We start from the raw sequence: 26,435 nt of genomic DNA on the forward strand, positions 1-26,435 counted from the left end.
AGGTTTGCCAATTATGTGGGGAAAAGTACTTGGTTTTTGTTTTGGCTTTATGTTTGGCAAGTTTATCGGTGCCTTACTAGGCTTATACTTAGGCCATATGTTCGATCGCAGCTTAAAACAAGACTTTGATAAAGCCGGTGGGTTTTCTGGTTTGTTTAAAGGCGATGATATTAACGAACGTCAAGCGCTTTTCTTTTCTAGTTGTTTTGCGGTGATGGGGCATATTGCCAAATCAAATGGTCGTGTTAGTGAAACGCATATTCGAGCTGCCAGTGTCTTTATGGACGAAATGAGGCTGTCGGGTGATGAGCGTCGTGAAGCACAAGATGCCTTTCGTAGTGGTAAAGAAACAGATTTTTCATTAAAAGAAACCGTTCATGACTTTAAAGAGCGCTTTGCTCGACGCCATGATTTATTGCAATTATTCCTCGAAATCCAAATTCAAATGGCCTTTTCTGATGGCCACCTTGCAGAGCAAGAAAAGCAGCTATTGCAAGAGGTGAGCAAGCAGTTAGGTATTTCGCGCACCCAGTTCGCATTTTTGTTAAAGCGCTACCAAGCCGAGTTTGCATTTCGCCAGCAACAACAGCGCTTTTATGAGCAGCAACGCCAACAAGGCCAGCAAAGTCGCAGCAGTTATAGTGAACAAAGAGGGCACAGTGTGCCACCTAATAATGGCATGAATCGCGCGCAGGCATTGGCTCTTTTAGGCTTAAACAGTGATGCTTCTGCACGAGATATTAAAGTTGCCTATCGAAAGCTCATGGCTCAACATCACCCCGATAAATTAGTATCGCAAGGTTTACCAAAACACATGATGGAAGTAGCGGTAAAGAAAAGCCAAGATATTCAAGCGGCTTATGAGTATTTAAAAAAGGCGGCGTAAAAAGCCATCAATTTCTTTGAGTAGCCTTTCGTGCTGCTCTGGCTCTGAAGGCACACCAAATAACTCTCTTTGTCGGTAGTCATATTTTGCGTGCTTTCTAACCCAACGTTTTCTATCTTTTACGCTTTGCAGTGTGTCAGGGTTACCTTCACTGTAAAAAATATCCAGTAATGGTGGGCTGATAGTTGAAAGCGTGGCATTAAGATGCTGGTTACGAATACTGTTAGGTAAATAGCTTCCTAAGCTAATAAAGGCATTTAGTTCGTTATTTGGAAAGCTAGCATAATGCTCAATCAAGAGCCCCGCACTGGCACCTTGCGCCACGACAATAATATTGCCACCTTCATCCATGGCACTGTTATACAAGGCATTGAATCTAGCAATTAACTTTAGTTTGTAATCATCAAGCACTGCTTCGCTAATATTTGGTTCACCAGTTACAAAATGAGGTGCTTGTTGTGTTTGATCTGGTGGAGCTGAGTCAGCTTGCTGGTCATTTTGTGTTGTTGACTCAGTTTCAGAATTCTCAGTGGGCTCTGGCATAGTTATATCAGCAGGGTGCCAGTCAATGTCAGGCATGGTCATGGCAAGGGTCGCATAGCCAATTTCATTTAACTGCTTACGTAAAAAGTTGATTCCGGCATTATTAGTTGGAACATGCTGCCAATCAGGAATAATGAGTACAATTCCGCGTTGACTCGCTGCCATAGATTGGCGATATAAACTAATAAACTCATCTTCACCGGCAAGCAGAGTACGTACTTCATCACTTGGTAAAAAGCGTTGAATATCGTTAGTGACCAAGCTTGACCAAGGGGTGGGTTTAATAAAATCGGCAGCATTCACATTACCCATCAACGCAAAACAGGCTGCGTAAATTAAGCAATGTGCGGGTTTTAACTTCATGCCGAAATTTCCTGAGTCTTAAATTAAATCAGTGATTAAATTAACTATCGGCAGTGTTGGTAAAATATTTAGCTAATTGTCTTAAAACTCAGGAGCTGCCTCAAAAACAAGCGTTTCACCACTGGCAGGGTGAGCTAAGGTTAGCATTTCGGCATGCAGTTGTAAGCGAGGAGCCATGGCGAATGCTTCGGGGTGCGCATACAACTTATCGCCTAAAATAGGGTGACCTAAAGACAACATGTGCACACGTAGTTGGTGAGAGCGCCCTGTAATAGGGGTCAGCTCGACGCGAGTTACATTCTGTTCATACTCAAGCACTTTAAAGTGGGTTAATGACGGTTTGCCATTGTCGTGATCAACCATTTGCTTTGGTCGGTTTGGCCAATCACAAATGAGTGGTAAATCTACCGAACCAGTTTCTTGCTCAAGCTTACCAAATACACGAGCAATGTAGCGTTTCGCGGTTTTTCTATCTTGAAATTGAATGCTTAAATTACGATGCGCCTCTTTGTGCATGGCTAAACAAATAATGCCTGAGGTTGCCATATCAAGGCGGTGAACAATTTTCGCCGTTGGAAAAACGCGATTAATGCGAGCAATAAGACAATCGGCGTGTTTTGGATCTTTTCCCGGCACAGTAAGTAAACCACTTGGTTTATTTACAATAAGCAAGTCATCGTCTTGATAAACAATACTTAAATAAGGTGTCATTGGGGGATTATAATTGAGTAACACAGCCAGCCTCGATGATATGCAAGGGCGCTATTTTAAAGGAGTATGAGCACATACACAATGGCAGTGCTGGTTTTCGAGTATATGCTAACAAGTAGGACTCTGATTATTTCCCCTTGTTTTGTTTGGCATAAAAAACGCGATGTGAAAGCACATCGCGTTTGTAGTTTTGAGTTTAGCTATTTAACGTTAGTGTGAAACGACAATTAAACGAATAGCATCCAGTTTAACTTGGGCTTTTTCGATGTAAGTCGTGAGTTCACTGCGTTGCTTATCAAAGAAGCTAAGCTCTTCGTCACGAATATTCGGGTTGATTTGCTTAAGTGCTGTTAAACGAGCTTGTTCTTCACCAAGGGCTGTTTGCATTTTCTCTAGTGATTCCGCACGGAGTGTTTCAAGCTTAGTTTGTGCCATGCCTTGTGCACTGGTGATCATTGGGTGAATGGCACTTTGTAACGCACTGGCTAACTTACTTGCAGTTTGGCGACCAACTGCAGACAGCTGCTGGTTAAAGGCATCAAAGGCAACATTGTCGGCTAAGTTATTGCTGCTCTTATCTAATAAGATACGAATTGGCGTTGGTGGCAAGAAGCGGCCAACCTGAAGTGCTTTAGGCGCCATCGCCTCAGCAATGAAAATGAGCTCAACAAAGAAGGTACCAGCAGGTAGCTTTTTGTTTTTCAGTAACGCCACAGAGGCAGTACCAAAGTCATCATCACAAATCATATCTAAGCTGCCTTGCACCATAGGGTGGTCCCAGCTGATGAAATGCGCGTCTTCTTGCGAAAGCGAGGTGCTACGATCAAACGTTACTGTGATGCCATCATCTTTCAAGCATGGGAAAGATGGATTTAGCATGTGCTCAGTTGGCTTTAAGATGATGGTATTTTCACCTTTATCCTCTTGGCTTACACCAAAGGTGTCGAACACATTGATCATATAACTTGGTAGCGTGAATTGATCATCTAACTCTTCGATATCAGCAACAAGACTTTCGGCTCGTCCTTGGCCACTTGAGTGCAGCTCTAATAAACGGTCACGACCACTTTCCATTTGCTTACGAAGCTTAGCATTTTGGCTGGCAACTTGTTCTAGTAGTGGGTCTAGCTCTTCTTCGTCACAATTGTGTGCACCAATAAACTCAAGTAGTTCTTCGCCATACTCTTTATACAGCATTTGCCCTGTTGTCGATGTTGTTTCAAACGCATCTAAACCTTCGTTGTACCAACGAAGTAACACTTCTTGTGCAGTGTTTTCGAAATACGGCACGTGGATGTTTACGTCTTGCGTTTGACCAATACGGTCAAGACGACCAATGCGTTGCTCGAGTAAGTCTGGATTAAGTGGTAAATCAAACAGTACTAGGTGATGTGAGAATTGGAAGTTACGACCTTCAGAACCAATTTCAGAACAAAGTAGAATTTGTGCGCTGTCGTACTCATCGGCAAAGTAAGCCGCTGCACGGTCACGTTCAACAATCGACATGCCTTCGTGGAACACAGAGGCTTTAATTGCTTCACGCTCACGTAAAATTTGTTCTAGGCTAAGTGCGGTTTCGGCTTTAGCACAAATAAGCAGTACTTTTTCGTGCTTAAGGGTTTTAAGTGTTTCAATTAACCAATCAACACGTGGGTCAAATGCACCCCAGCTGGCATTTTCACCTTCAAACTCTTGGAAGATTTTTTCAGGGAATAAAGCACGAAGTGCAGTTAGCTCAGCATTTTGAATGCCGCCCATGTTACCCAGTACCGACATCGCCGTTTTATATTGTTTAGGCATTGCCATTGGATAAGCATGAAGCTTACGGCTTGGGTAACCATCAATACCGCTGCGGCTATTTCTAAATAAAATACGGCCTGTACCATGGCGGTCTAACAGCATTGATAAAATTTCGTTACGCGCCGTTTCATCACCTTGCTCTGCGTTAGCTAAAAGGTCAGTGATGTCGGTTTCTTTTAATAGCTCTTTTAAAGTTGCTCTAGATGCATCATCAAGGCCTTTTTCACCCAGTAATTGGTTGGCTGCTTCGGCAACCTCTTTGTAGTTACTTTCTTCTTCTACAAACGCATCGTAGTCGTAGAAACGATCTGGGTCGAGTAATTGCAAACGTGCAAAGTGACTACGGTGACCAAGTTGATCCGGCGTTGCAGTTAATAAGATAAGGCCCGGAATGTCTTGGCTTAACTCTGCCATACGTTGATATTCAGTGCTTGGCTTACCATTATTGATACTTAAATGGTGCGCTTCATCGACAACTAATAAATCCCAATCAGCCAGAGTTGCTTGCTCAAACCAGCGTTTTTTCTTGCTTAAAAACTCAAGGCTAGTAAGTACTAACTGTTCTGTTTCGAATACGTTTGGTGAGTCTGCAAATGCTTCATCACAACGTTCTTCATCAAAAATAGAAAAACGTAAGTTAAAGCGGCGTAGCATTTCTACTAACCACTGATGCTGAAGATTTTCAGGCACAACAATCAATACGCGGCTAGCACGGCCACTGATGATTTGTTGATGTAAAATCATACCCGCTTCAATGGTTTTACCTAAACCCACCTCATCAGAAAGTAATACGCGTGGCGCAAAACGTTTACCCACTTCTTGGGCGATATAAAGCTGATGCGGAATAAGGTTTGCACGCTGGCCAATTAAGCCTTTTAAAGGTGATTGTTGGCGCTCAAATTGATGCTGCCAAGTTTGGTAGCGAAGCGTATAGCGGTCAAAACGGTCTACTTGACCTGCAAATAAACGGTCTTGTGGTTTATTGAATTTGATAAAGTGATCTAAAAAGGTTTCTTTTAACTGGGCTTTTTCACCATTATCAACGCGAGTGCCGTGATAGCATAATAACTCGCCCTGCTGTTCAACAGACTCGACTTCTAATTCCCATTCTTCAACGCTGCGAATAATATCACCTGGATTAAATGCGACACGAGTAACAGGTGCTTCAGTTAAAGAATAAACTCTGTTTTCTCCACTGGCTGGAAATAAAATGCTGACCTGACGGCCTTCAAGGGCAACAACGGTGCCTAATCCTAAATCTGACTCTGTATCACTGATCCAACGCTGACCTAAGGAAAAATTCATGTATGTCTCGTCTATGAAGAAAAAAGGCGGCTATGTTACCTGTAACGCCATGCTACTTCAAGGTAGTAAACTCGCCGCACACAATTAAATTTAGTCAACCTTTTTAAGTCATTTTTACGGGTGAAAATATTAGTGAAGTTTGTGTATATTTTAACCAGTTAAATAATTGTATATTTGTTTGTCATAAAAAGGACTTTTGTCGTAAATAGACTAAACTGAGTATATACCTAACGAATAAATCATAGCTTCATCCGCCGCTTGTTTAGTTTATTGGGTATAGCATAAAAATCATAAAACGTAAGGAAAGTGCTATGGAAAAAGCTTCGAACCTTGATAGTAAAATGTATGTGCTCGATACCAATGTATTACTCCACGAACCCCTCGCTTATTTATCTTTCCAAGAGCATGATGTTGTTATCCCAATGACAGTATTAGAAGAGCTTGACCATATTAAAGATAGAAAACACGATGTTAGTCGTGACGCCCGTGTTGCTATTCGTGGTTTAGATGAAGTGTTAAAAGACGCGTCTCCTGAGCAGATGTTGCAAGGGGTGGCACTGCCGAGTAATAAAAAGGCGAAAACAGAGTCTCGTGGCCGCCTAATTATCGTTAATGATCACTTATTTGCAGACAGTATTTCGGGTTTACCAGGCAACGAAAATGACCATCGTATTATCAATTGTGCAGTGCATTTGCAAAAGCAGCACAGCGATAGCAAAGTGGTGCTTGTAACTAAAGACATCAATATGCGCCTCAAGGCGAAGGGAGCCGGCCTTAAATTTGTTGAAGACTACAGAACTGACCAATTAATTGACGACATAGCCTTACTGACCAGCGGCTATAAAAAAATTGACGGAGACTTTTGGCAACAGGTTGGTGAGTGTGAAACTGAGCAGCGAGGCCGAGATACTTATCACCACGTAGCAAAAAATACGATTAGTGATGTGTTCTGCAATGAATATATTTTAGATGATAGCGATCACTTTGCGGCTCGAGTAACAAGCTACGATGATAAACAAATTACTTTAAAAGATATTAGTGTTGAGCGTTTGATGAGCCATACCGCTTGGGGTGTAAAACCTAAGAATGTGTATCAAGGGATGGCACTTGATGCGCTACTTGACCCAAGTATAGAACTAGTGATTTTAACGGGCCCAGCAGGCTGTGGTAAAACTTTGCTTGCTCTTGCCAGTGCCCTTGAAATGATCATTGAAAAAGGCATTTACGATAAAGTTATAGTCACCCGTAACACGCCAGAAATTGCTGAATCAATTGGCTTTTTACCCGGTACTGAAGAAGAGAAAATGGCACCTTGGTTAGCAGCAATTACCGATACTTTAGAGGTTTTGCATAAAGGAGATGAAAACCCGATTTCGAGCCGTAATTACATTATGGAAAAAGCCAACGTACAGTTTAAATCGGTGAACTTTATGCGCGGCCGTAGCATTCAAAACGCCGTTGTGATTTTGGATGAGAGTCAAAACTTAACGGCATCACAGCTTAAAACCATTATTACCCGCTGCGGTGAAGGCACGAAACTAATTTGCTCAGGTAACTTGGCGCAAATAGATAGCAACTACTTAACCCCCGTAACTTCAGGGCTTACCTATATTGTTGAACGCTTTAAAGATTTTGAAGGCAGCGCCACTGTTAACTTAAATGGCGTCGTACGCAGCCGTTTAGCCAGCTTCGCTGAAGAAAATTTATAACTTGCTAGTACTTCTATGCCTCGTTAACCTAACCGTTAACGAGGTAAGGTACTTATAACCAGTGAATTTTTTACCATTAAAGCATTATTATCGCTCTTTATCAGTGGCACTTATTGTGCCACTGCTGGTGGCGTTTTTTTTGTGTTTGCATCTTTATAATTTAAAGCTCGAACGTGCTATTGAAAGCAGGCAAAACGGTTTTAATAATATCTCTGCACAGCTTAGCCATGCAATGAATGCTGCCAATGGCTTAATAGATACTATGTTCAAGCTCTACGAGCAGCCACTTTCTTATGATTATGCGCCTAGCTTGGCGCGCAATGTTAATCAGTTTGATCATTATTATTACCAATCGGTAGGTGAGGGGATCGGAGAAGTTGTGGGGCAAGGTCGATTTGCTTCAACGCAATTTGCAGTTAATCAATGGCGACAAGTTATAGCCCTAGGCCCATCGTTCAATACCGCACTTTCTTTAATTCAATCACTTGAAGCAGTTGCCTATGTAAACCAGCAGGGTTTTGTTTTTATTAAACGACGTAATACAACGAAAAGTGAGTTGCTTACGAGTGTTTTAGATAACAAGTTTCGTCCATTGCAACTGAATGAAGAACGGCTTGCTTCAAGCTCTGTTTTGACCATAAACGGTCATGCCTATTTTGCAATTGGTAAACAAAGAGCAACTGATAGTCAAGATTATATCGTTTTGATCTATGACCTAGAGGCTATTTCATTGTGGCTTAAGAAGATAGCACCTAGTGATGGTGAGTTTATCTTTATTAATCAAGACAACCAAGTGATTGCTAGCTCTAAAGAGATATTAAAGAGCGCCATTAATGCGACAGGATATTGGCCAGATATCGTTGAAAGTTCAGGCTCGCGCTATCAAAGTCATTTTGTACAAGATACTACCAACTTACCTATTCATACGCGTTTTCACGAATCACTTAGGGCATTGAGTAAGCCTATTGGCTATGACATTTTTTTAGAGTTTATGTTTTTAAGCGTCTTTTTAGTAATGATGTTTAGTGCCGTGTTTTGGTTAAGCCAACGTATTTTTGTAAAACCCATGACGCATTTAATGAATTATTTAGAGCAGCATGATGAGGGCAAGCAAGCGCTTGTAAGTTACAAAATTCCTGCTAACTGGCAGCCTTGGTTTAGTCGTGTTAAGCAGATCTTTCGACGCAATGAAGAGTTAGTACAGTCCTTACAAGAAGCCAATAAAACTTTAGATTCTCAAGTACAAGTAAAGTCGCAACAGCTTAGAAGAAGTATTGATGCTAAAGAGCGTCAATTAGCGTTATTAAACACCATGCTCAACAATGTTCCGGATATTATTTATTTTAAGAACATTGATGGCTCATTTTTGGGGTGTAATAAAGCATATGAACGCTACATAGGCTTGCCACAAGAAAAGTTAGTGGGTCAGCAATTATGTGATATCAGTGATGATAATGGCGAAATCAACGAGCTTGAAAAGAAAGTGCTCAAAGACAGACAGGTTTATCAAAAACGTTTATCAACACAAGATAAAATCTATGATTTGAGCATAGTGCCTTTTTATAACGAGCATCAGCAGTTTTTGGGGACTATGGCGATTGGTCGTGATATTACCAAACAGTATGAAGCGCTCAATGCGTTGCAAAGTTCAGAAGCTAAATTACGAAGTGCAATGGAGTATGCTGCCAATGGCGTGCTGTTAGTGTCACTTGATTATCAGGTTTTACAAGTAAATAAAGCGGCAAGGAAGATTTTTTCAATTGATTTAGGTAATAAATCACCTAGTCACTATACATTGGAAGACCTATTTGCTGAGCAATCATTTAATACATTAAAAGAGACGTTACTAGATTTACTCAACGAGAAGAAGAATGTCTATCACTTTAGCCTGCCACAACAAGAGCAAAAGCGATGGCTACAAATTAGTGTTTCATTAGTGTTTAATGGCGAGCAAACACCCGACTACTATGTTGTGCATGTGCAAGATGTTACAGCGCTTGTGCAAGCAAAAGACGATGCTGAGCGAGCAACATTGGCAAAAAGCCGATTTATTGCAAACTTAAGTCATGAAATTCGTACGCCGTTGAATGCAGTGTTAGGCCTGATTGATGTAATTGCTTTACAAGGCTTATCAGCTGAGCAGCGTACTCATGCAGAACAAGCTAAATCTGCGGCAAATAGTTTACTTACTTTACTTAATCGCATGCTTGACTTTGCTCGAGCAGAAAACTCGCAAATGCAATTAAGTAATGCGCCATTTAGTGTCTCTAATTTAATTGAGTATTGCCAAGGCTTGATCGCACCACTGTGCAGAAAAAAAGGCTTAACTTTTAATATTGAATGTGATGATGATATCAATGACAGCTTAATTGGCGACCAAATATGTTTGCAACAAGTGTTAGGAAATTTACTGACAAACGCCGCTAAGTTTACAGAGCAAGGCAGTGTCACCTTGTGTATGAAGCTCATTGAACAATCAACAGAGCAGCAACTTATTTGTTTTACCGTCAAAGATACTGGTATAGGGATAAGCCAAGAAGATCAAAGTCGTTTATTTGATGCGTTTACACAGGGCGATGAATCTCTTACTCGTTCACATCAAGGCGTAGGACTTGGTCTTGCCATTGTGAAGTATGAGGTTGCCTTGATGGGAGGTGAAATCAAGCTTGAGAGTGAAAAAGGCAAAGGCAGTGAGTTTTACTTTTGCTTACAGTTTGATAAAACCACAGAGCCGGCCAAAAAGTCTGTGGTGTCGTTACCCTCTAAAATGGATTTATCAGGCTTACTCGTACTTGCTGTAGACGATAACCCACTCAATTTAAACATAATTAAAAGTATTCTAGAGCAAGCTGATGTTAATGTTGTTTGTGCAGACAGTGGTGAAAAAGCGATAAAGCTTGCAAAGTCATTGCATCCTGATCTGATTTTTATGGATATTCAAATGCCAGAAATGGATGGTTGCCAAGCAACGCGCATTATTCGTCAGACATTTAGTAAACAACAAATACCAATCTATGCATTAACGGCACACAGTGAACCTGCCGACATAGAGCAATCAGTTGCAGCTGGTATGAATAAGCACCTAACCAAGCCAATTGTTGCGAGCAAATTATTTTTAGCCATGAATGAATTGGAACATAAAAAAGAATCCTTTTTCGATCAAGACTTTATTCTATCCCAATTTGGAAACAGCACTAAGTTAGTATTAACTATGTTGTCAAAGTTTGCGATTATGGCACAAGAGCAGTTATTACTCATATCTAAAGTAAACACTGCGCAAGAGCTGATACGTGTGGTGCATAATCTTAAAGGGTCAGCTGGAAACCTCGGTTTTAAACGTTTGTCAGCGTGCGCTCAGGAATGTGAAGTTAAGCTGAAGAAAACTGGTGAACTGCCCGAACAATTAAATGATGAATTGCAATGCCAATTACAGCAAGTGATTGCATTTATCATCGAACAAGGATCTACACATGTTGAAAAGAGCCAAGGTACTGATTGTTGATGATGATCCGTTAAATCGCTTGGTATTAGAGAAAACGTTGCAGCAAGACTACGATGTTTTTTGTGTTGAAAGTGGTGAAAAAGCACTGACGTTTTTGAAAACTCAAGCTGTCGACTTGTTGATTTTAGATATAGTGATGCCCGGCATTGATGGTTACGAGGTACTTGGCAAGTTAAAAGAAAATGCCACAACCAGCATGTTACCCGTTATCTTTATTTCCGCGAATAACAGCCATGATGATGAAGCAAAGGGCCTTGAATTAGGTGCAATGGACTACATCACTAAACCTTTTAGTGCTGCGATAGTTCGTGCAAGGGTACGCAATCAGTTATTAATTAAGCAAAAAAATGACCTTCTTGAAATGCTTGCTTCGATTGATGGGTTGACGGAAATACCTAACAGGCGTTATTTAGATGAGAATTTAGCTCGTGAATGGCGTCGAAGTCGTCGAGACTGTACACCGTTATCTGTGCTGTTAATGGACGTTGATCACTTTAAACGCTACAACGATTGTTATGGACATAGAGCCGGGGATGATTGTTTGAAAAAAATTGCTCACGCGCTTGTGGGGGCATGTGAGCGCGGCAGTGACTTTGTAGCACGTTATGGTGGTGAAGAATTTGCTGCGGTACTGCCAAACACTTCTGCAAAAGAAGCTATTGCATTTGCTAACAAACTACGCGATGCAGTGAATAAACTAAATATCCCTCATAAAGCGTCTTTAAATGCTGATCACATTACGATTAGTATTGGTATTGCCACCACTGAAACCGGGCAAGTATACGCAGAGCAAACTTTATTAGAAGAGGCTGATTTAGGTTTGTATCAAGCTAAAGATACTGGACGCGATAAAGTTGTTTCAAGGATGGTTGCGGTAAATGAATCAGAGTAGGCAAAGCCTACTCTTAACTTTAGCTTGCTAATTAGCCGTTACTTAGCGATTGATAAATTGTATCGCCCACGCCGATTAACTTATCATTTTTAAATACTAAAGGTGTGCACTCATCTTTTGTCATCTTGCCATCTGAATGAATGCTATGCGTAACATAAAATAGCACTTGATATACATCATCACCTTGTTTTAGCAGCTCGGTAAAGTTAGGTGTATGAAGTTTGTTTAATACTGTTTGATAACTGGTATCGAGTGCAAGGTTAGAAATAATTTCACGATTATTTTTATGTTGCTTCTCCCAGCTTGATGAAGAACTACCTGCCCAATGTGTATCGGCTTCGCCATCTGAAACTGCAATAACGCAACCTGTTAAAAATGGAGCAGATAGTGCAGCGATTAGAAGAGCTTTTTTCATTTTTTTTATCCCTAGAAATTCGAGTTTAAGTGATTGTTAGATAGCAATCAGCTTGCCAACTTTAAAAATCTTTTTAAATCAATGTTTTGTCTGTTAACTTACATGCGTGGTAGGCTAAATAAACACGTAGATTAGTCTGTTTGACTAATTTGTTGTATTTTAGACTAATCTATTCCGTGGTTCGCCTTGGTTAAATGCTTGGATATTTAAAGCTATTTCGTTAACTAAGCGAGCGATTGATTCTTGGCTTGCCCATGCGATGTGTGGTGTGAGTAATAAGTTTGCGCCTTTGTATAGTGCCAGCGGGTTTGTTTGCTCTGCGGGTTCTTTACTAAGTACATCTACACCTGCGCCAGCAATGACATTATTAGCTAAAGCGTCAGCTAAATCGGCTTCATTGATAATCCCACCACGAGCGGTATTAATAATAATAGCTGACGATTTCATCATGCTTAATTCTGCCGCGGCTATTTGGTTGCGTGTTTCATCCGTTAGCGGACAATGAACACTAATAATATCGGCTTTGCTTAGGGCATCATTAAAACTAACACGACCTTCACGAGGCGTATGACCTTTTCGCTCACTAATAATGACATTGGCACCAAAGGCACGCGCTACATCAGCCACAGCTTTACCTAATGACCCATAACCAACAATTGCCAATGTTTTGCCGGCAATTTCATTAAAGCTGTAATCTAAGCGACAAAACATTGGGCTTTGTTGCCATAAACCTTGCTGGCAATCATTAATGTATCTATGAGTATTACCCAATAAGTTAGTGATTAAGGTGAAGGTATGCTGCACCACGCTCGGTGTTGAATAGCCCGCCACATTTGTCACTGCAATGTTATGCTCTTTTGCTGCCTCTAAATCGATATTATTAGTGCCTGTTGCTGCAACGCATATTAATTTCAAATTAGTTAACTGGCTCATAGCGAGCTGATCAATCACCACTTTATTACTGATAATTACATCAGCATCTTGGCAGCGCTCAACAACTTGCTCTTGGGAAGTTAGATCGTAACAAGTTAATTTACCTAGCTGTGCTAAGGCATCTAACGAAGTGTTGGCTAATGTTGCTGCATCAAGGACAGTAATATTCATGTGCTTTCCTTTTTTAATTTATTGCTTGACCTTGGGGTGTACTCCAAGGTTTATAGTGAGCATAATAAATAAACGCTTCACAATGGAGACGGTGATGAAAATAGGTGAGTTTTCCCGCCAGTTGGGTGTCTCAACAGATACCCTAAGGTACTACGAAAAGCATGGTTTGTTAACGCCAAGTTCGCGTTCAGACGTGGGATATCGTTTTTATTCTGAGGATGACTATAAGCAAATGGCGTTTATTCTCAGAGCAAAGAATGTTGGCTTTAGTTTGGCTGAGATCAAAGAGTTGCTGCAAATTAAGTTTCATAAAGATCAGCACTCTTGCCATGAAGTTAAAGAGATGACGTTACAAAAGCGCGATCTCGTTGCACAAAGAATTGCAGAGCTTACCCGCTTTTATGACTCACTTTCATTATTGGCTGATAAATGTTGTGGTGGTGAAGAACCCGCTGAAAACTGTTCAATACTAACGACGCTGGAGGATATCGATGGACTTACTCAGTAATTTTTGGCATCTGTTTTTACTCTCGGCGCCTTGGTTAATGCTGGGCTTATTCATAGCTGGTCTGTTAAATGTGTATTTGCCTGCTAACTTTCTTAACCGTCATTTAGGAAAAGAAGGGCTATGGACCACAGTTAAAGCGGCTTTTATTGGTGCTCCTATGCCATTGTGCTCATGTGGTGTGATCCCTGCTGCCATTGGTTTAAGAAGGGCGGGGGCGTCAAAAAGTGCCACCACCGCATTTTTAGTTTCAACCCCTGAAACGGGAGTCGATTCGGTCTCGGTATCTTATGTGTTACTAGGCCCATTTATGGCGGTGATACGTCCTATTGCGGCCGTGTGTAGTGCCATTGTGGCGGGTGTATTAGTGGGTAAAGACAGTGAGCTTCATCAACAGCAAGGCACAACAGCAAATAAAGAGAACACTAAAACAACCTCTTGTTGCAGCAGTAAACAGCCTGAGCCTATGACCACATCGAGTTGTTGCAGTAAAGAGGCGCCTGCTAAGCCCGCACAAAGTTGTTGCAGCAAGCAAACAACTAAAGAACTTGAGGCTGTTAAAACAACAAGTTGTTGTAGTAATAAAGGTTCACAAGCTACTCCAGAGCCGCAACAAAGTTGCGCAAGTGAACAAGCAGTACCTTCGCAGAAAAGCTGTTGTAGCAGTGAGCAGCCAACTAAAGCAGTTGAAAGCCGCTTTGGTAAACTGAAACGTGCGGTGAGTTTTAGTTGTAACAAGTTGCTTGAAGACACCATGATTTGGTTAATGATTGGTTTATTCTTTGCCGCTTTAGTACAAACCTATGTGCCAGAATCTTATTTAAGCCAATGGGGCAGTGGCATACTTGCGATGCTTGTGGTTATTTTAATTAGTATTCCTATGTATATTTGCGCAACAGCCTCAACACCGATAGCTGCTGGACTATTACTCAGTGGTGTATCGCCTGGTGCAGTATTAGTTTTTATGTTGGCAGGCCCTGCTACAAATATTGCAACCTTAGGTGTTGTGGGTAAAGAACTAGGTAAGCGTGCAGTGGTTGCTTACTTAATAGGTGTGATTGCTACAGCGTTGGCATTTGGCTTTTTAACTGATTATTTAGTGACGCAATATGGTTTTGTGGTGGCACCGATGATAGGCGAAGAGCATGAAGTTTTACCGCATTGGTTAAGCTTTATATCGGGCATTGTATTGGCTACTTTAATGCTTAGATTAGTGTTAAAAATGGTTCTGAAAAAGTCCTCGCAAACTGGTAAGAGCATTGCGTAATTACTTGTTATAAAAATATATTTTACTAACATTTGGCAAATAACTTGGTTAACTATCGCGTCTCGGTTCGCATTTAAAATTGCCTGAGTTATAATCCGCCAAATATTTAAACGGTGCGCTGTGCGTGCCGTTTTTTAACTTAAGTAGTTTTTAATGAGTGAAAGTGTGGATAAATACGCCGACATAAGACCTTACAATGATGATGAAGTCGCTGATTCAGTAGCACGTTTAATTGCTGATAATGCTTTTGTGGATGTAATTGCCAAATATAATCTACCGCGCTTTTTATCCTATTTTCCATTTATTACTCGCCCATTAGTGCGCAGCCAGCTGCGTAAAAAGTGGGGTAATACCTCATCGGTTGAGCAAGTACAGCATGAAGTGGCAGATTATTTAAATAAGTTAATCACCCGTACTACTTCTGAAGTGACATTTTCTGGCATAGATAAACTAGATCCTAAACAAGCCTATTTATTTATCTCGAATCACCGAGATATCGTGCTTGACCCTGCATTGGTGAATTGGGGGTTGTTTAAACACAATATGCCGACTGTTCGCATCGCAATTGGGGATAACTTACTGCAAATTCCTTATATCACTGAGTTAATGCGCTTAAACAAAAGCTTTATTGTGAAGCGCTCAGCGAAAGCACCTAAAGAGATGCTAAAAGCTTTGTCGCAGCTGTCTGCTTATATTTATGACTCCCTAGCTGAAGGTCACTCAATTTGGATAGCCCAAAAAGAAGGCCGAGCAAAAGATGGTTTTGACCAAACAGATCCTGCTCTACTTAAGATGTTGCAGTTACAAGGTCGTAAGCAGAAGAAAGAGTTTGCTGAATACGTGCGCGAACTAAAAATTGTGCCTGTGTCTATCTCTTATCAATATGAGCCGTGTGCGATAGCTAAAGCAAAAGAGCTTTATCATAAGCAGCAACATGGTCAGTATGTTAAACAACAAGGCGAAGATATTGCCAGCATTGTTGAAGGCTTTAGTACAGCTAAAGGACATGTGCATTTAGCCTTTGGTGAGCCAATTGAGTCAGGCTGTGAGTCACCTGAAGAGCTTGCAAAAACCATTGATCAGCAAATCGTTGATTCATTCTTTCTACACCCTGGTAACTATATTGCTGGTGGCTGTAAAGAAGCCGTTGTCGATAAAAAAGATGCAGAGGCATTTAATGCTCGCTTGGCAAAAGTACCCGATGAATTAAAGCCGCTAGTTCTTGCAATGTATGCGAAGCCTTTTCATCGTAAAGCAGAACTGACAAACAGTGAATTAGCCTAAATTTTTAGCGGCTAAAAATAGCGTTAGAAAGCCACTTTTATAAAGTGGCTTTTTTTATGGTTATTTTTCAGGCTATACTTTAGTTATGAACTCGTCACTGGCAAATATGATGCAACAAATTGAAATCTTTGAGATTCCAAGCCCTTGCAAAGGGATTTGTCAGGTTAACAATCGAGGGTATTGTAAAGGCTGTTATCGAAGCAGGGATGAACGCTTCTATTGGAATAAGTTTACTAATGCCGAAAAGCGTAAAGTAATTAGCTTGTGCCAACAGCGATATAAGCGTTACCTACAAAAAAAACAACAAGCAGAAAACCCACCGTCTTCTCCCTCGCAAGGTGGTTTTGATTTTTAAAATTCAGTTAAGTTATATTTGGATTTTAGAAAATGCACTTTACCCTCTTCCTGCAATTTCTGAAGGGCGCGAGTGAGCTTAGGAATTAGTGCCTCATGGCGTTTATGAACGAAATGGAAGCTCTGCATTGGCATTAAAACTTCTTTATGAAAAGCTGCTTGATTAAAATCTGGGTGCTTTGTTTTGAGCATAAAATCTAGCAATATAGTGCCTTCAACACGCTTTTGGGTTAGTAAATTTAATTGTGCGGTAATATTTCGTACTTTAATAACATCTCCGCCGAATGGGTGTTTATCGATGTAACTTTGGGCAGCAGGATAACTTGATTGAATTGCTAATGATTTTAATTCTTTATAGCGACAGTGTTGGCAATTTTTTAATAGCACAAGATTAAAATCAAAAAGCGGGAAATCAACTTTTAGTAGGTTTGGGTAGTCATCTTTTACATCTGCAATACGACCTAGTTGACCATCTAAAATACCATTATTGGCTGCTATCAGGGCACTTTGGTGGTTAAAATCAATGATATGTACTTCATAACCTATTTCTTTGTAGGCCATTTTCAGTAAATCAATAACATAACGTGCTTGTGGGGTATCTGCTGGTCGATTGAAAATTAATAGGTTCGAGCTAGCACTAGCAGGAAGGCAAAAAATCAATAAGACTAGCGCAAATCTGAGAAGCAGATATTTTGACAATGTGCATTCCTTGCGTGTTTAAAAAACCGCCGTTAATTTACTGGTATGTGCTACCAAAATCAAGGTTAATCGTATGGCATTAGGCTAAACAGACCAATAAAAAATGCTATACTAGCCACTATTATTTTTTAGTTGTTGTGAATATATGAGTTTTAATTTATGTAAGTTGCCACGAGAGCAAAAGTATCAAATACAACTGGACTATGAAGCCTCTTTTTGGGCTTACCAAATAAAGCGAGGTAAAAATACGCGGGAGGGGGTATATACAACAATTAACAGTCGCCCAATGTCAGAACAAGCATTTTTGAAACAGCAGTTTGAGCATTATCTTGCACTTATGAGCTGATATGACTGCGCTAAAATTTTGTCTTCTTGAACCAATAAAAACACCGTTAGTTAATAAGTTTTATGATAAACATGGTGCTCGAGGGCGAGCCTGCAAAGCAGACCAAGTATGGGTTTGCTATTCTGGTCTAGAGATTATTGCAGCATGTCGAATACAAAACCAGTCGGGGTCTTTGTTTTTATCAACACTTTATGTTGATGATGCATGGCGAGGTCAAAAGATTGCTTCTCAATTACTTACGACGTTAATTACAGCACAAAACGCGCCTATATTTACTTTTGCATACCAAAATCTGATTGATTTTTATGTACAAAATGGGTTTAACTGTACGTTAACATTACCCAATTCTTTGCAATCGTTGTTTGAGTTATATGCGCATCGAAATATAGTTGCGATGCACTGTACACGACACACAGTGCCAAGTTAGCAATTTGGAACGTCAATGACACAGTTCTTTTCCATCATCGTGCTGTTTGTATTTTTTATCTGTGGCTTGTTTAGTCAGCCAGCATTTGCACAGGTAAAGCGTTTATCTACCAGCGAAGGCTTATCGCAAAGCTATGTCAATACTATGCTGATCGATGATAGTGGTTACCTATGGCTATCGACCGAAGGTGGCCTAAACCGTTACGATGGCTATCAAGTTGTGCATATTAAAGGCCCTAATGGCGAGCTAGAAGACGCTATTATCGACCGCATCTACCAAGATCCCCAGGGTTATATTTGGATTGCATCATTGCAAGCGGGTTTATTTCGTTACGATCCTAACACCGATAGTTATCAACAATTTATTGCAAAACCAACTACCGAAGAACAGATTTTCAGCGAGTCTGTGTTTAGCATGGTCGCTCTTGATGATAAGACACTTTGGCTTGGACGTGGTTGGGATTTTGCAAAACTAGACTTAGAAACTAAACAAGTAACAACAATTTTTGAAATACCAGATCGAGTTAGAAGTAGTGTCATTCGCGATTTGTACCCGTACAAAGGCTTCATTTTTATAGGTACCAGCAATGGGGCGTTTGTGTATGAAATTGCGTCAGGTAAATATCGAAAACTTGAACATCTCCAACAAGAACCAACTCATATTTATCAAAACTATGTAAAGTCATTCGCAGTTGTTGACGAGCAAACTTTATTGGTTGGTGCTGTTAGGGGCTTGTATCAGATTGATATAAGTCATTTAGATGAAATGTTTGCCTCTCCCGAGCTTGCTTTTAGCAGTAAAACCTTAATTGATGATTTAAATATTTGGACGATAACTCCGAAGGAAACATCAATAACTTTAGGCACTGATAAAGGGTTATTCGAATTTACTCCATCGAATAATGAGCTTGTAAAAAGTACGCGTTTAAAAGATAGCGGATACACACTCGCTGATACGAGTATTATTGATTTAGTTGAGGACAAATCAGGCGGTATGTGGTTGGCGACTAAAAATGATGGAGCCTTTTACTTACCTTATGATAATTATAATTTTAGCAATGTAGTAGCAAACTCAATAAAGGGAGATGGGTTATCTCATCATTCTATATGGGGAATTACTGAGTTTCAGGACAGAGTTTGGCTTGCTACCCATAATGGTTTAACAGCCATTAATTTGGATACCTACGAAAGCGAGGTGTTTTTAAAAGATTACCAAGTGGATCTTATCACCACAGAGTTTACCATCTATCAGGTGATGCCTTACAAAGATAAGCTGTGGTTACACAGTAATCGTGGGATCATGAGTTTTGATCCAAAAACAGGCCAAGCGACCCCGGTGAAAACCGCAGATCCAGAGCAACAAAAATTAATAAACGATTGGGTTCACGGTGTATTATTGATGCCATCTGGGGAGCTATTTTACGTTCACCCTGACTACGGCATGTTTGTTTATAATATTGAAACTCAAGTAATTACCCGTTTGGCAGGGCAGTTTGATGAATTTGAGCCTTTCCTAGCCTATGGATTCTTACCTGCTTTAACAAGTAAGCCTGATTCGCCACTATTTTATAATGCCGGCATTCTGTATCAAGTTGATCCTGATACATACGAGCTAACCACTATTTATACAGTTCCAGAACAACATGAGAATGTTGCTGTTAATGTGATGTCGTACATCATAGATAACAACAATGTACTGTGGTTGTCGTTATCTAATTTCGGTTTGATTGGCTTAGATGCTGATACTTATGAGCATATTTACACGATTGACCTAGAAAAAAACAAACTGGGTACATTGCTCTACGACATGGTGCTCGATGAGGCCGGTATGATCTGGATGAGTAGTCACAAAGGGTTGTGGCGATTAAATCCAGAAAACTTGCACTTTCAGCAGTTTACCGGTGCAGAAGGGTTGTTCTCAACAGAGTTTAATAGTGGCGCATTTACCAAGCTAAAATCTGGGCAGATAGTTTATGGTACTTTAAAAGGGTTTACCTATTTTTATCCGATGGATAACCACTACCAGCAAGCGCTGATTGATCATGTCAATATTACTAACCTTGATCTAATGTCTCGCGATTTGCCTGCTGAGTTAAAACAGCCTATCGACAGTGTTGTCCTTGAGCATGATGATATTGGTCTTGAGGTGGCTTTTTCGGCGATGGCATTTAATTATCAAGAACGTATCATTTATGAGTACCAACTAGGTGATGGACAAAAAACATATACGCGCAATAACAATCGTGTTCTTTTTCCAAAACTAAGTGCAGGAAAGTACCATCTTAAGGTATGGGCAAAAGACCCAGTTACGGGGGACCTGACTCCGCCTGCTATTTTAAATATCGAAGTAAAGTACCCACCTTGGCGAGCCCCACATGTCATTGTATTGTACTTAATTTTGATAGTTTTAATTATTGCTGCATGGGTATTTAGACGTAATCGCATGCAGAAGATTTTGCTGGCCGCTCATAAAGAAAGCCAAGAAAGTGAAGCGCGGTTAAAGCTTGCTTTAGAGGGAAGTCATTCAGGAGTGTGGGATTGGTCGTCACAAAGCCCTATTATTTATCAACCTCGTCTTAGGAACGAGCTGGGCTATGATACCGACAGTGTTAATTTAGATGACTATTTAGCAAAAATTCATCCGCATGATAAGCAAACTTTCCGATTGGAATGGCTGGAGTTTTTATCCACTCAAAAAGGTTACTTTAATTGTACTTACCGATTACGTCATGCCGATGGTCAATGGCGATGGTACAAAGACTTTGGCAAAGTGGTCGAATGGCAAGGCACAGCTCCTGAAAAAGTAGCGGGCACTTACACGAATATGACGCGTGAGTTAGTGTTTGAAGAGAATGCTCGTCTCTTTGGTGCAGCCTTTGAACAAACGAGAGACTGGGTATTTATCATAGATAAAAACCTGCGTATCCGCGCCACAAATAAATCACTTCAAGATGCCTTTGATTTTCCCGCAGAGCCGCGCTCAAGCCGCTCTTTAACGCTGGGATTACCTGTATCGGCTCGGATCAATTACTTACGAGTTATGCAAAACCTACAATCGGGTGAGCATTATTCCGCCGAAGATGTCGTGGTTGTGGCAAACGGTGAGAAACGACAAGTATTGATTAAAATTAGTGCTGTAGCAGGCAGCAATCGTCAGCTCGATAGTTATGTGATCATTGTTACTGACATCAGTGCACAAAAACTAGCAGAAAGTGAACTACATATTTTAGCAAACTATGATGCGCTTACTGGTTTACCAAATAAAACATTATTTAATGACCGTGTGAATCATGCGATTGAGCAAGCTGATTATCATAAAACCAAAGTTGCCTTGTTGAATGTTAATATCAAGCGTTTTAAATACTTTAATGACTCACTTGGACGCGAAGAATCTGATGAATTAATTAAACGAGTAGCTCAGCGGTTAAAAAATGTGCTTCGACCTCAAGATAGTATTGCGCGATTTGATGGCGATGAGTTTGTGATTCTAGCTGAAGATTACAAACAAATAGATGAGTTATTGTTACTGTGTGCCAAGGTGATGGACTCAGTAGAAAAACACATAGAGCTAAGTCAGCAAGCGGTTAAGGTTAATCTGAGCGTTGGGGTGGCCGTATACCCAGATGATGCAAGCGGAACTAAAGCGTTGTTAAAAGCGGCAAACGTTGCTTTATATCATGCTAAGCGTCATGTAGAGGGGTGTTATCAATTTTATAAACAAGAGATGAATTTACAGGTTCAGCGTACATTGCATCTTGAATCGCAATTGAGTAAAGCTTACCTAGAGCATGAGTTTTGCAATTATTACCAACCAATAGTCAGTGCAAAAACTCATCAAGTCGCTGGTTTAGAAGTGTTACTTCGCTGGCCTAGTAACGATGTATATAGCCCTGAAGATTTTGCTAATGCGGCAGAAAGTTCAGGACTGATCACCAAAATAATGTTGCAAACGTTATCGCGAGCTCTTATTGAGTTGCGTCAGTGGCACATAACTCATCCTGAACTGTATATCTCAATTAATTTATCGGCCCTTGATTTTGAAAGTGTGAACTTAGTTGCCAACATTGAACACACTCTCAATGCCATAAAAGTACCGGCCAGTGCTGTCGTGTTTGAAATTACCGAGTCGGTGATGATGCGAGATTCAGAAAAAGCTCAACAAAGCATGGAGAAATTAAAGCAGCTAGGCTGTCGTATTTATATGGATGACTTTGGTACAGGTTATGCCTCGTTAACCTATTTAAAGCGTTTCCCGGTTGATGTGCTGAAAATTGATAAAAGTTTCGTTAATGATATTGGTGTTGATAAAGGTGATGAGGCAATTATTAACTCAACTCTAACCTTGGCAAAAAGTTTAGGAAAAGAGTGCGTCGCAGAGGGCGTAGAAACTATCCAACAACTGCGTTTTTTACAGGCAAAAGACTGTGAGTATTTTCAAGGTTATTTATTTAGTAAACCGGTACCTGGTGATGCAATAGGGCCGCTTTTAGATAAGAGTTGGCATCAAGAGTTTCAGGGATAAAGTTACTGACTTTATCCCTTTAATTATTAATCTTGGCGTTTACCGCAGTGGCGGCAATACAGGTTGCGATTGCGGTTTTTAAGTTCGTTATGAATCGCTTTATTTGCCTCTTGCTGACTTAAACCCAGCTTATAACGTAAGTTTTCTAAGTGTTCTTCTTCAACAGGCGATAAGTGCCCATCTTCAACGGCTTCGTGTACTGCATCGGTAAATACTTGTCTGCGTTTACGTAACTGCTCAGAAAAGCTTGAAGCTAGCAAACCGGTTGGAATAGCCACCATGCCCATACTCACTAGTGTGATGGCACCACCAAATAAGCGACCAAGGGGAGTCACAGGCACGACATCGCCATAACCAACGGTTGTTAGTGTCACCATTGCCCACCACATTGCAGCAGGGATGGAGCCAAACTTATCTGGCTGTACATCGTGTTCAATTAAATAAATACCGCATGAGGCAATTATTAGCACCACGGCCATAATAAAAAAAGCCGCAAGTAGTGAGCTGCTTTCCTCTTTAAATGAGTTTAAGAGTAGTTGCATCGCCCTTGAATAGCGTGTGAGCTTAAAGATACGCATTAACCTAAGCACTCGTAAGAAACGTAAATCAACACTCACAAAGACCATCAGAATGGTAGGTAAAATTGCGATAAGGTCAATCAGCGCCAACGGCGAAAAGAAATATTTAATACGAATTTTTGAGTTTGTCAGCGTGCTTTCTTTATGCACGCTTTTATCTACACAAGACCAAAGCCTGAGCACATATTCTAAGGTGAAGATACCGACTGAAATCAGCTCAATCATTAAAAATTCGTGATGATATTGCTTTGCTAAAGGGCCAACCGACTCCAGCACAATCGCCACCACATTAATCATGATCAACGACATCAAAAATACGTCGAGAGCGCGTCCTATACGTCGATATTTACCGTTACCTTCAAAAACTCGTGCAGTGTAATTTCTTAAACGATGCAAAATAGTGATCCAGTTTTAGTTAAGTTTTAGCACCATGTTAATGCTGCCTTCTTCAAAGTCGCGGGTGATTTTAAACCCGAGTTTTCGTGCTAGTTCAATCATGCCCGTGTTTTCCGGCAAAGTAATGCCTGCAATTTGTTTAACGCCTTGGTTTTTACAATGCTCAATCGCCGCATTCATTAATATTGTACCAAGCCCTAAACCTTGGCAATCAGAGCGCACCACAATTGCAAACTCAGCATCGAGCTTGTCAGGATCCATCAATACACGAGATACACCTAGCGTGCAGGCTGAGCCATTTTGTTCTTGGCTAACAATAAACGCCATTTCTCGGTCGTAATCGATTTGTGTCATTTTTGCGAGTTGATCATGATTAAATTGCGGTAATTCACCGAAGAAACGCTTATATCTGTCTTCTTTACTTAATGATTGATCAAACTCTAAGTGAGCTTGCTCATCTTCCGGTTTAATTGGCCTTAGCTGTGCTTGGGTATTGTTTTTAAGTGTTACTTCTTTAACCAATTCAATCGGGTAGGGGCGAATGCACAAGCGTTTACGGTTCGCTTTTGCTTTATAACGGCTAAGGCCGATAGTCGCATCAAGGACCAAAAACTGCCCGTTGCTGGCTAAAATAGGATTTAGTTCAACACTGGTAATGTCAGGTTGGTCGATAACAAGCTGCGAGATGCGGGTGAGTAGGGCACATAAACGGTATTTATCGACCTTTTCTGGTAGTACGCGGTCTTTAAGTACGCCTTTATCGTGCGCTGCAGCAATCAAGTATTTTGCCAAGTTCATATTCAGTGGTGGTAGTGCCACTGCAGCTTGAGCGAATTCAAGTCCGGTGCCAGCTTCACCAAGCAAGATCACTGGGCCAAAGTTAGGCTCTGTTTTAATAGCGATACGTAGCTCATTAGCACCCGCTCGCGGCGCCATTTTTTGCAGTGAAAAGCCTTCAATATGGGCATCAGGGTAGGTGTTTTTGATTCGTAGCAGCATGGCAAAGGCTGTTTGCTCAACTTCTTGCGCATCATTTAAATTAAGGACCACACCACCGACTTCTGATTTAGAAGGAATACTTGGGCTTATTAGTTTTAACGCTACCGGAAAACCCAGCTCAATGGCTTGTTCTTTGGCTTCAGTTGGCGTGTAAGCAACCTCAGTTTGAATACAATCAATGCCATAATGAGTGAGTATTTGGCTTGCTTCATGGGTTGATAAATAGCTTTGCTCTTCGGCTAAAAACTCATTCACTACAGCCCGAGCTGCGTCTTTATTTATTTTTGCATCATCGGTGTTTGACTCTGGCGTTTGCGTTAAATGCTTTTGGTTACGGCGATAACTTACCAAGTGCATAAAGGCACCAACCGCACCTTCAGGTGTACGGTAGGTCGGAATGGCATTATTAGCGCAGACCTTTCGCGCAGCATACGCGGCATCTTCACCCATAAAGTTCGTCATAACATAAGGGCGAGCCATCTTCGGGATTTTTTCTAAGGTTTCGACAATAATCTCAGCATAATCTTCACTCGGTGCAAGCGCTGAAGGGGTATGAATGATCAGCAGGTTTTTAACTTCTTTAGCTTGCAATAAGATTTCTAATGCTTGTTGATAGCGTCTTGGCGCTGAGTCGCCAAAAATATCCACCGGATTTGAGGTCATCTCCGATTGCGGGATAACCTTATTAAGAGCAGCTCTGGTCTCGTCGCTGAGCTCAGCCAGCTTACCTGAGCTTTGTAATAGCGTATCAACGGCCATGACACCTGGGCCGCCGCCATTGGTTAAAATAGTCAGTTGTTCGACTTTAAGTAATTTGGGGTGCATTGCTAGCGTTTGTGTAGCAGCAAAAAGCTCTCGTAGGTCGTTTACTCTTAACATACCCGCTCGTTGGAATAGCGCATCATAGACCGCATCTGAGCTTTGTTTGCCACCGGTATGGATCTCTGCTGCAAGCGCTCCAGCACTGGTTTTACCGGTTTTAATAGCAATTACGGGTTTACTAAACGCAGCGGCTCGCGCTGCAGAAATAAAGCTGCGAATATCTTCAATATTATCGATATACAACAAGATGGCCTTGGTTTTAGCATCTCGGCCTAAAAAGTCGAGTAACTCATCAAAGTCGATATCTAGGCAATCACCCACAGACACAAAATATGAAAAGCCTATCTCTTTGTTTTTCGCCCAATCAAGAATGGTTGAGCAAACAGCAGCTGATTGCGATACAAAGGCGAGCTTTCCAGGGCTTGCAACTGTATGTGAAAAACTGGCATTTAAGCCAATATGAGGAATGAGTAAGCCCAAGCAATTTGGCCCAAGCAAAGATACATTAGCTGCAAGGGCAGCTTCTTTCAGTGCTTGTTTTTGTTCTACGTTTAATCCCGCAGCAATTACCACTGCATGTTTGCAGCCAAGCTCACCTAGCTCATTAATGATGTTAATTAAGGTATTCTTGTTAGTACAAATAACCGCAAGGTCTGGTACTTTTGGTAACGCTGCTATACTTGGATAAGCTAATACACCATGTACAGCACTGTGATTTAAACTAACAGGCATGATAGGGCCTTTAAAACCCCCTTGCAGCAGATTGCGCATCACCACAAAGCCAGCACGATTTGGAGAGTTAGAGGCGCCAATTACAGCGACCGATTTAGGGTTAAAAAATTGGCTAATACGTTTAACGCTCATGCTGTTTCCTTTGCTTGCGCTGTTTGTTAAAACTTCAGGGTCTGTTAAGTTTAATACACCCAAACTAGAACCGACACGCTTCTAAAGTATTAATAGTTATACTCATAAGATAACCTGTTTATAACTACTTTTCGAGTCAAAAA

Annotated in this window: 19 protein-coding genes; 11 read left to right on the top strand and 8 right to left on the bottom strand. The window is 40.9% G+C overall.

Annotated features, from left to right (window positions below):
- Nucleotides 1-13: 13 nt before the first annotated feature.
- Nucleotides 14-886 (top strand): co-chaperone DjlA, encoded by an 873-nt coding sequence (djlA, locus tag NH454_RS06790; protein ID WP_135923567.1) that lies wholly within the window; start codon nt 14-16, stop codon nt 884-886.
- Here djlA and NH454_RS06795 read toward each other — a convergent pair.
- The 3 genes from NH454_RS06795 to rapA form a co-directional block, all read right to left on the bottom strand.
- Nucleotides 869-1,792 (bottom strand): DUF3530 family protein, encoded by a 924-nt coding sequence (locus NH454_RS06795; protein ID WP_253038595.1) that lies wholly within the window; start codon nt 1,790-1,792, stop codon nt 869-871. The genes djlA and NH454_RS06795 overlap by 18 nt on opposite strands.
- An 81-nt stretch (nt 1,793-1,873) precedes the next feature.
- On the bottom strand, nt 1,874-2,527 hold the full coding sequence (rluA, locus tag NH454_RS06800; protein ID WP_253038597.1) for a bifunctional tRNA pseudouridine(32) synthase/23S rRNA pseudouridine(746) synthase RluA: 654 nt from the start codon (nt 2,525-2,527) through the stop codon (nt 1,874-1,876).
- A gap of 186 nt (nt 2,528-2,713) precedes the next feature.
- Nucleotides 2,714-5,608: an RNA polymerase-associated protein RapA gene (rapA, locus tag NH454_RS06805; protein WP_138557169.1), complete on the bottom strand. Its 2,895-nt coding sequence runs from the start codon at nt 5,606-5,608 to the stop codon at nt 2,714-2,716.
- A gap of 311 nt (nt 5,609-5,919) precedes the next feature.
- Between rapA and NH454_RS06810 the strand changes: the two genes are divergently transcribed.
- From NH454_RS06810 to NH454_RS06820, 3 genes are all read left to right on the top strand, one after another.
- Nucleotides 5,920-7,317, top strand: a complete 1,398-nt coding sequence (locus NH454_RS06810) for a PhoH family protein (RefSeq protein ID WP_253038602.1) — start codon at nt 5,920-5,922, stop codon at nt 7,315-7,317.
- A 61-nt stretch (nt 7,318-7,378) separates the two neighbouring features.
- Nucleotides 7,379-10,819, top strand: a complete 3,441-nt coding sequence (locus tag NH454_RS06815) for a response regulator (protein ID WP_253038603.1) — start codon at nt 7,379-7,381, stop codon at nt 10,817-10,819.
- A complete protein-coding gene (locus tag NH454_RS06820; RefSeq protein ID WP_135923590.1) occupies nt 10,788-11,711 on the top strand; it encodes a diguanylate cyclase in 924 nt (307 codons plus the stop codon). Before NH454_RS06815 ends, NH454_RS06820 begins: the two co-directional genes overlap by 32 nt.
- Nucleotides 11,712-11,742: 31 nt before the next feature.
- Here the strand turns inward: NH454_RS06820 and NH454_RS06825 are convergent, their stop codons facing one another.
- Both NH454_RS06825 and NH454_RS06830 read right to left on the bottom strand, forming a co-directional pair.
- Complete coding sequence (locus tag NH454_RS06825; RefSeq protein ID WP_135923591.1) at nt 11,743-12,126, bottom strand: DUF3192 domain-containing protein; 384 nt, start codon at nt 12,124-12,126, stop codon at nt 11,743-11,745.
- Between the two features lie 159 nt (nt 12,127-12,285).
- Nucleotides 12,286-13,230 (bottom strand): D-2-hydroxyacid dehydrogenase, encoded by a 945-nt coding sequence (locus NH454_RS06830; protein ID WP_199526079.1) that lies wholly within the window; start codon nt 13,228-13,230, stop codon nt 12,286-12,288.
- 94 nt (nt 13,231-13,324) lie between these two features.
- Between NH454_RS06830 and zntR the strand changes: the two genes are divergently transcribed.
- From zntR to NH454_RS06850, 4 genes are all read left to right on the top strand, one after another.
- Nucleotides 13,325-13,738, top strand: coding sequence for a Zn(2+)-responsive transcriptional regulator (gene zntR, locus NH454_RS06835; RefSeq protein WP_135926239.1), 414 nt, complete (start codon nt 13,325-13,327; stop codon nt 13,736-13,738).
- A complete protein-coding gene (locus NH454_RS06840) occupies nt 13,722-15,002 on the top strand; it encodes an SO_0444 family Cu/Zn efflux transporter (RefSeq protein ID WP_199526080.1) in 1,281 nt (426 codons plus the stop codon). Before zntR ends, NH454_RS06840 begins: the two co-directional genes overlap by 17 nt.
- A gap of 153 nt (nt 15,003-15,155) precedes the next feature.
- Nucleotides 15,156-16,286 carry a 1-acyl-sn-glycerol-3-phosphate acyltransferase gene (locus tag NH454_RS06845; protein WP_135923594.1) on the top strand — a complete coding sequence of 377 codons (1,131 nt, stop codon included), beginning with the start codon at nt 15,156-15,158 and terminating at the stop codon, nt 16,284-16,286.
- Between the two features lie 109 nt (nt 16,287-16,395).
- Entirely contained in the window at nt 16,396-16,641 is a 246-nt protein-coding gene (locus tag NH454_RS06850; protein ID WP_135926240.1) for a DUF1289 domain-containing protein, read from the top strand.
- Here NH454_RS06850 and NH454_RS06855 read toward each other — a convergent pair.
- Nucleotides 16,638-17,339: a transporter substrate-binding domain-containing protein gene (locus NH454_RS06855; RefSeq protein WP_253038604.1), complete on the bottom strand. Its 702-nt coding sequence runs from the start codon at nt 17,337-17,339 to the stop codon at nt 16,638-16,640. The genes NH454_RS06850 and NH454_RS06855 overlap by 4 nt on opposite strands.
- Before the next feature lie 145 nt (nt 17,340-17,484).
- On the opposite strand from NH454_RS06855, the gene NH454_RS06860 reads away from it, so the two are divergent.
- Genes NH454_RS06860 through NH454_RS06870 form a run of 3 tightly spaced genes read left to right on the top strand, consistent with a single transcriptional unit; the run spans nt 17,485 to nt 22,633 of the window.
- On the top strand, nt 17,485-17,685 hold the full coding sequence (locus tag NH454_RS06860) for a DUF3283 family protein (RefSeq protein WP_135923595.1): 201 nt from the start codon (nt 17,485-17,487) through the stop codon (nt 17,683-17,685).
- Between the two features lies 1 nt (nt 17,686).
- A complete protein-coding gene (locus tag NH454_RS06865; RefSeq protein WP_135923596.1) occupies nt 17,687-18,112 on the top strand; it encodes a GNAT family N-acetyltransferase in 426 nt (141 codons plus the stop codon).
- A 15-nt stretch (nt 18,113-18,127) separates the two neighbouring features.
- Nucleotides 18,128-22,633, top strand: a complete 4,506-nt coding sequence (locus NH454_RS06870; RefSeq protein WP_253038605.1) for an EAL domain-containing protein — start codon at nt 18,128-18,130, stop codon at nt 22,631-22,633.
- A gap of 26 nt (nt 22,634-22,659) precedes the next feature.
- On the opposite strand, the gene NH454_RS06875 is transcribed toward NH454_RS06870, so the two are convergent.
- Both NH454_RS06875 and NH454_RS06880 read right to left on the bottom strand, forming a co-directional pair.
- Nucleotides 22,660-23,607 (bottom strand): ion transporter, encoded by a 948-nt coding sequence (locus NH454_RS06875; protein WP_253038606.1) that lies wholly within the window; start codon nt 23,605-23,607, stop codon nt 22,660-22,662.
- Nucleotides 23,608-23,622: 15 nt separating this feature from the next.
- Entirely contained in the window at nt 23,623-26,292 is a 2,670-nt protein-coding gene (locus NH454_RS06880; RefSeq protein WP_135923599.1) for a bifunctional acetate--CoA ligase family protein/GNAT family N-acetyltransferase, read from the bottom strand.
- Nucleotides 26,293-26,435 lie beyond the last annotated feature (143 nt).

The organism is Pseudoalteromonas sp. Ps84H-4, from assembly GCF_024124645.1.
Taxonomy (GTDB): Bacteria; Pseudomonadota; Gammaproteobacteria; order Enterobacterales; family Alteromonadaceae; genus Pseudoalteromonas; species Pseudoalteromonas lipolytica_C.

What these genes read in the sequence shown, in the direction of transcription:
- djlA (WP_135923567.1), top strand. Translation starts at nt 14, where the DNA reads ATGTGGGGAAAAGTACTTGGTTTTTGTTTTGGCTTTATGTTTGGCAAG.
- NH454_RS06795 (WP_253038595.1), bottom strand. Translation starts at nt 1,792, where the DNA reads ATGAAGTTAAAACCCGCACATTGCTTAATTTACGCAGCCTGTTTTGCG.
- rapA (WP_138557169.1), bottom strand. Translation starts at nt 5,608, where the DNA reads ATGAATTTTTCCTTAGGTCAGCGTTGGATCAGTGATACAGAGTCAGAT.
- NH454_RS06810 (WP_253038602.1), top strand. Translation starts at nt 5,920, where the DNA reads ATGGAAAAAGCTTCGAACCTTGATAGTAAAATGTATGTGCTCGATACC.
- NH454_RS06820 (WP_135923590.1), top strand. Translation starts at nt 10,788, where the DNA reads ATGTTGAAAAGAGCCAAGGTACTGATTGTTGATGATGATCCGTTAAAT.
- NH454_RS06825 (WP_135923591.1), bottom strand. Translation starts at nt 12,126, where the DNA reads ATGAAAAAAGCTCTTCTAATCGCTGCACTATCTGCTCCATTTTTAACA.
- NH454_RS06830 (WP_199526079.1), bottom strand. Translation starts at nt 13,230, where the DNA reads ATGAATATTACTGTCCTTGATGCAGCAACATTAGCCAACACTTCGTTA.
- zntR (WP_135926239.1), top strand. Translation starts at nt 13,325, where the DNA reads ATGAAAATAGGTGAGTTTTCCCGCCAGTTGGGTGTCTCAACAGATACC.
- NH454_RS06840 (WP_199526080.1), top strand. Translation starts at nt 13,722, where the DNA reads ATGGACTTACTCAGTAATTTTTGGCATCTGTTTTTACTCTCGGCGCCT.
- NH454_RS06845 (WP_135923594.1), top strand. Translation starts at nt 15,156, where the DNA reads ATGAGTGAAAGTGTGGATAAATACGCCGACATAAGACCTTACAATGAT.
- NH454_RS06850 (WP_135926240.1), top strand. Translation starts at nt 16,396, where the DNA reads ATGCAACAAATTGAAATCTTTGAGATTCCAAGCCCTTGCAAAGGGATT.
- NH454_RS06860 (WP_135923595.1), top strand. Translation starts at nt 17,485, where the DNA reads ATGAGTTTTAATTTATGTAAGTTGCCACGAGAGCAAAAGTATCAAATA.
- NH454_RS06865 (WP_135923596.1), top strand. Translation starts at nt 17,687, where the DNA reads ATGACTGCGCTAAAATTTTGTCTTCTTGAACCAATAAAAACACCGTTA.
- NH454_RS06870 (WP_253038605.1), top strand. Translation starts at nt 18,128, where the DNA reads ATGACACAGTTCTTTTCCATCATCGTGCTGTTTGTATTTTTTATCTGT.
- NH454_RS06880 (WP_135923599.1), bottom strand. Translation starts at nt 26,292, where the DNA reads ATGAGCGTTAAACGTATTAGCCAATTTTTTAACCCTAAATCGGTCGCT.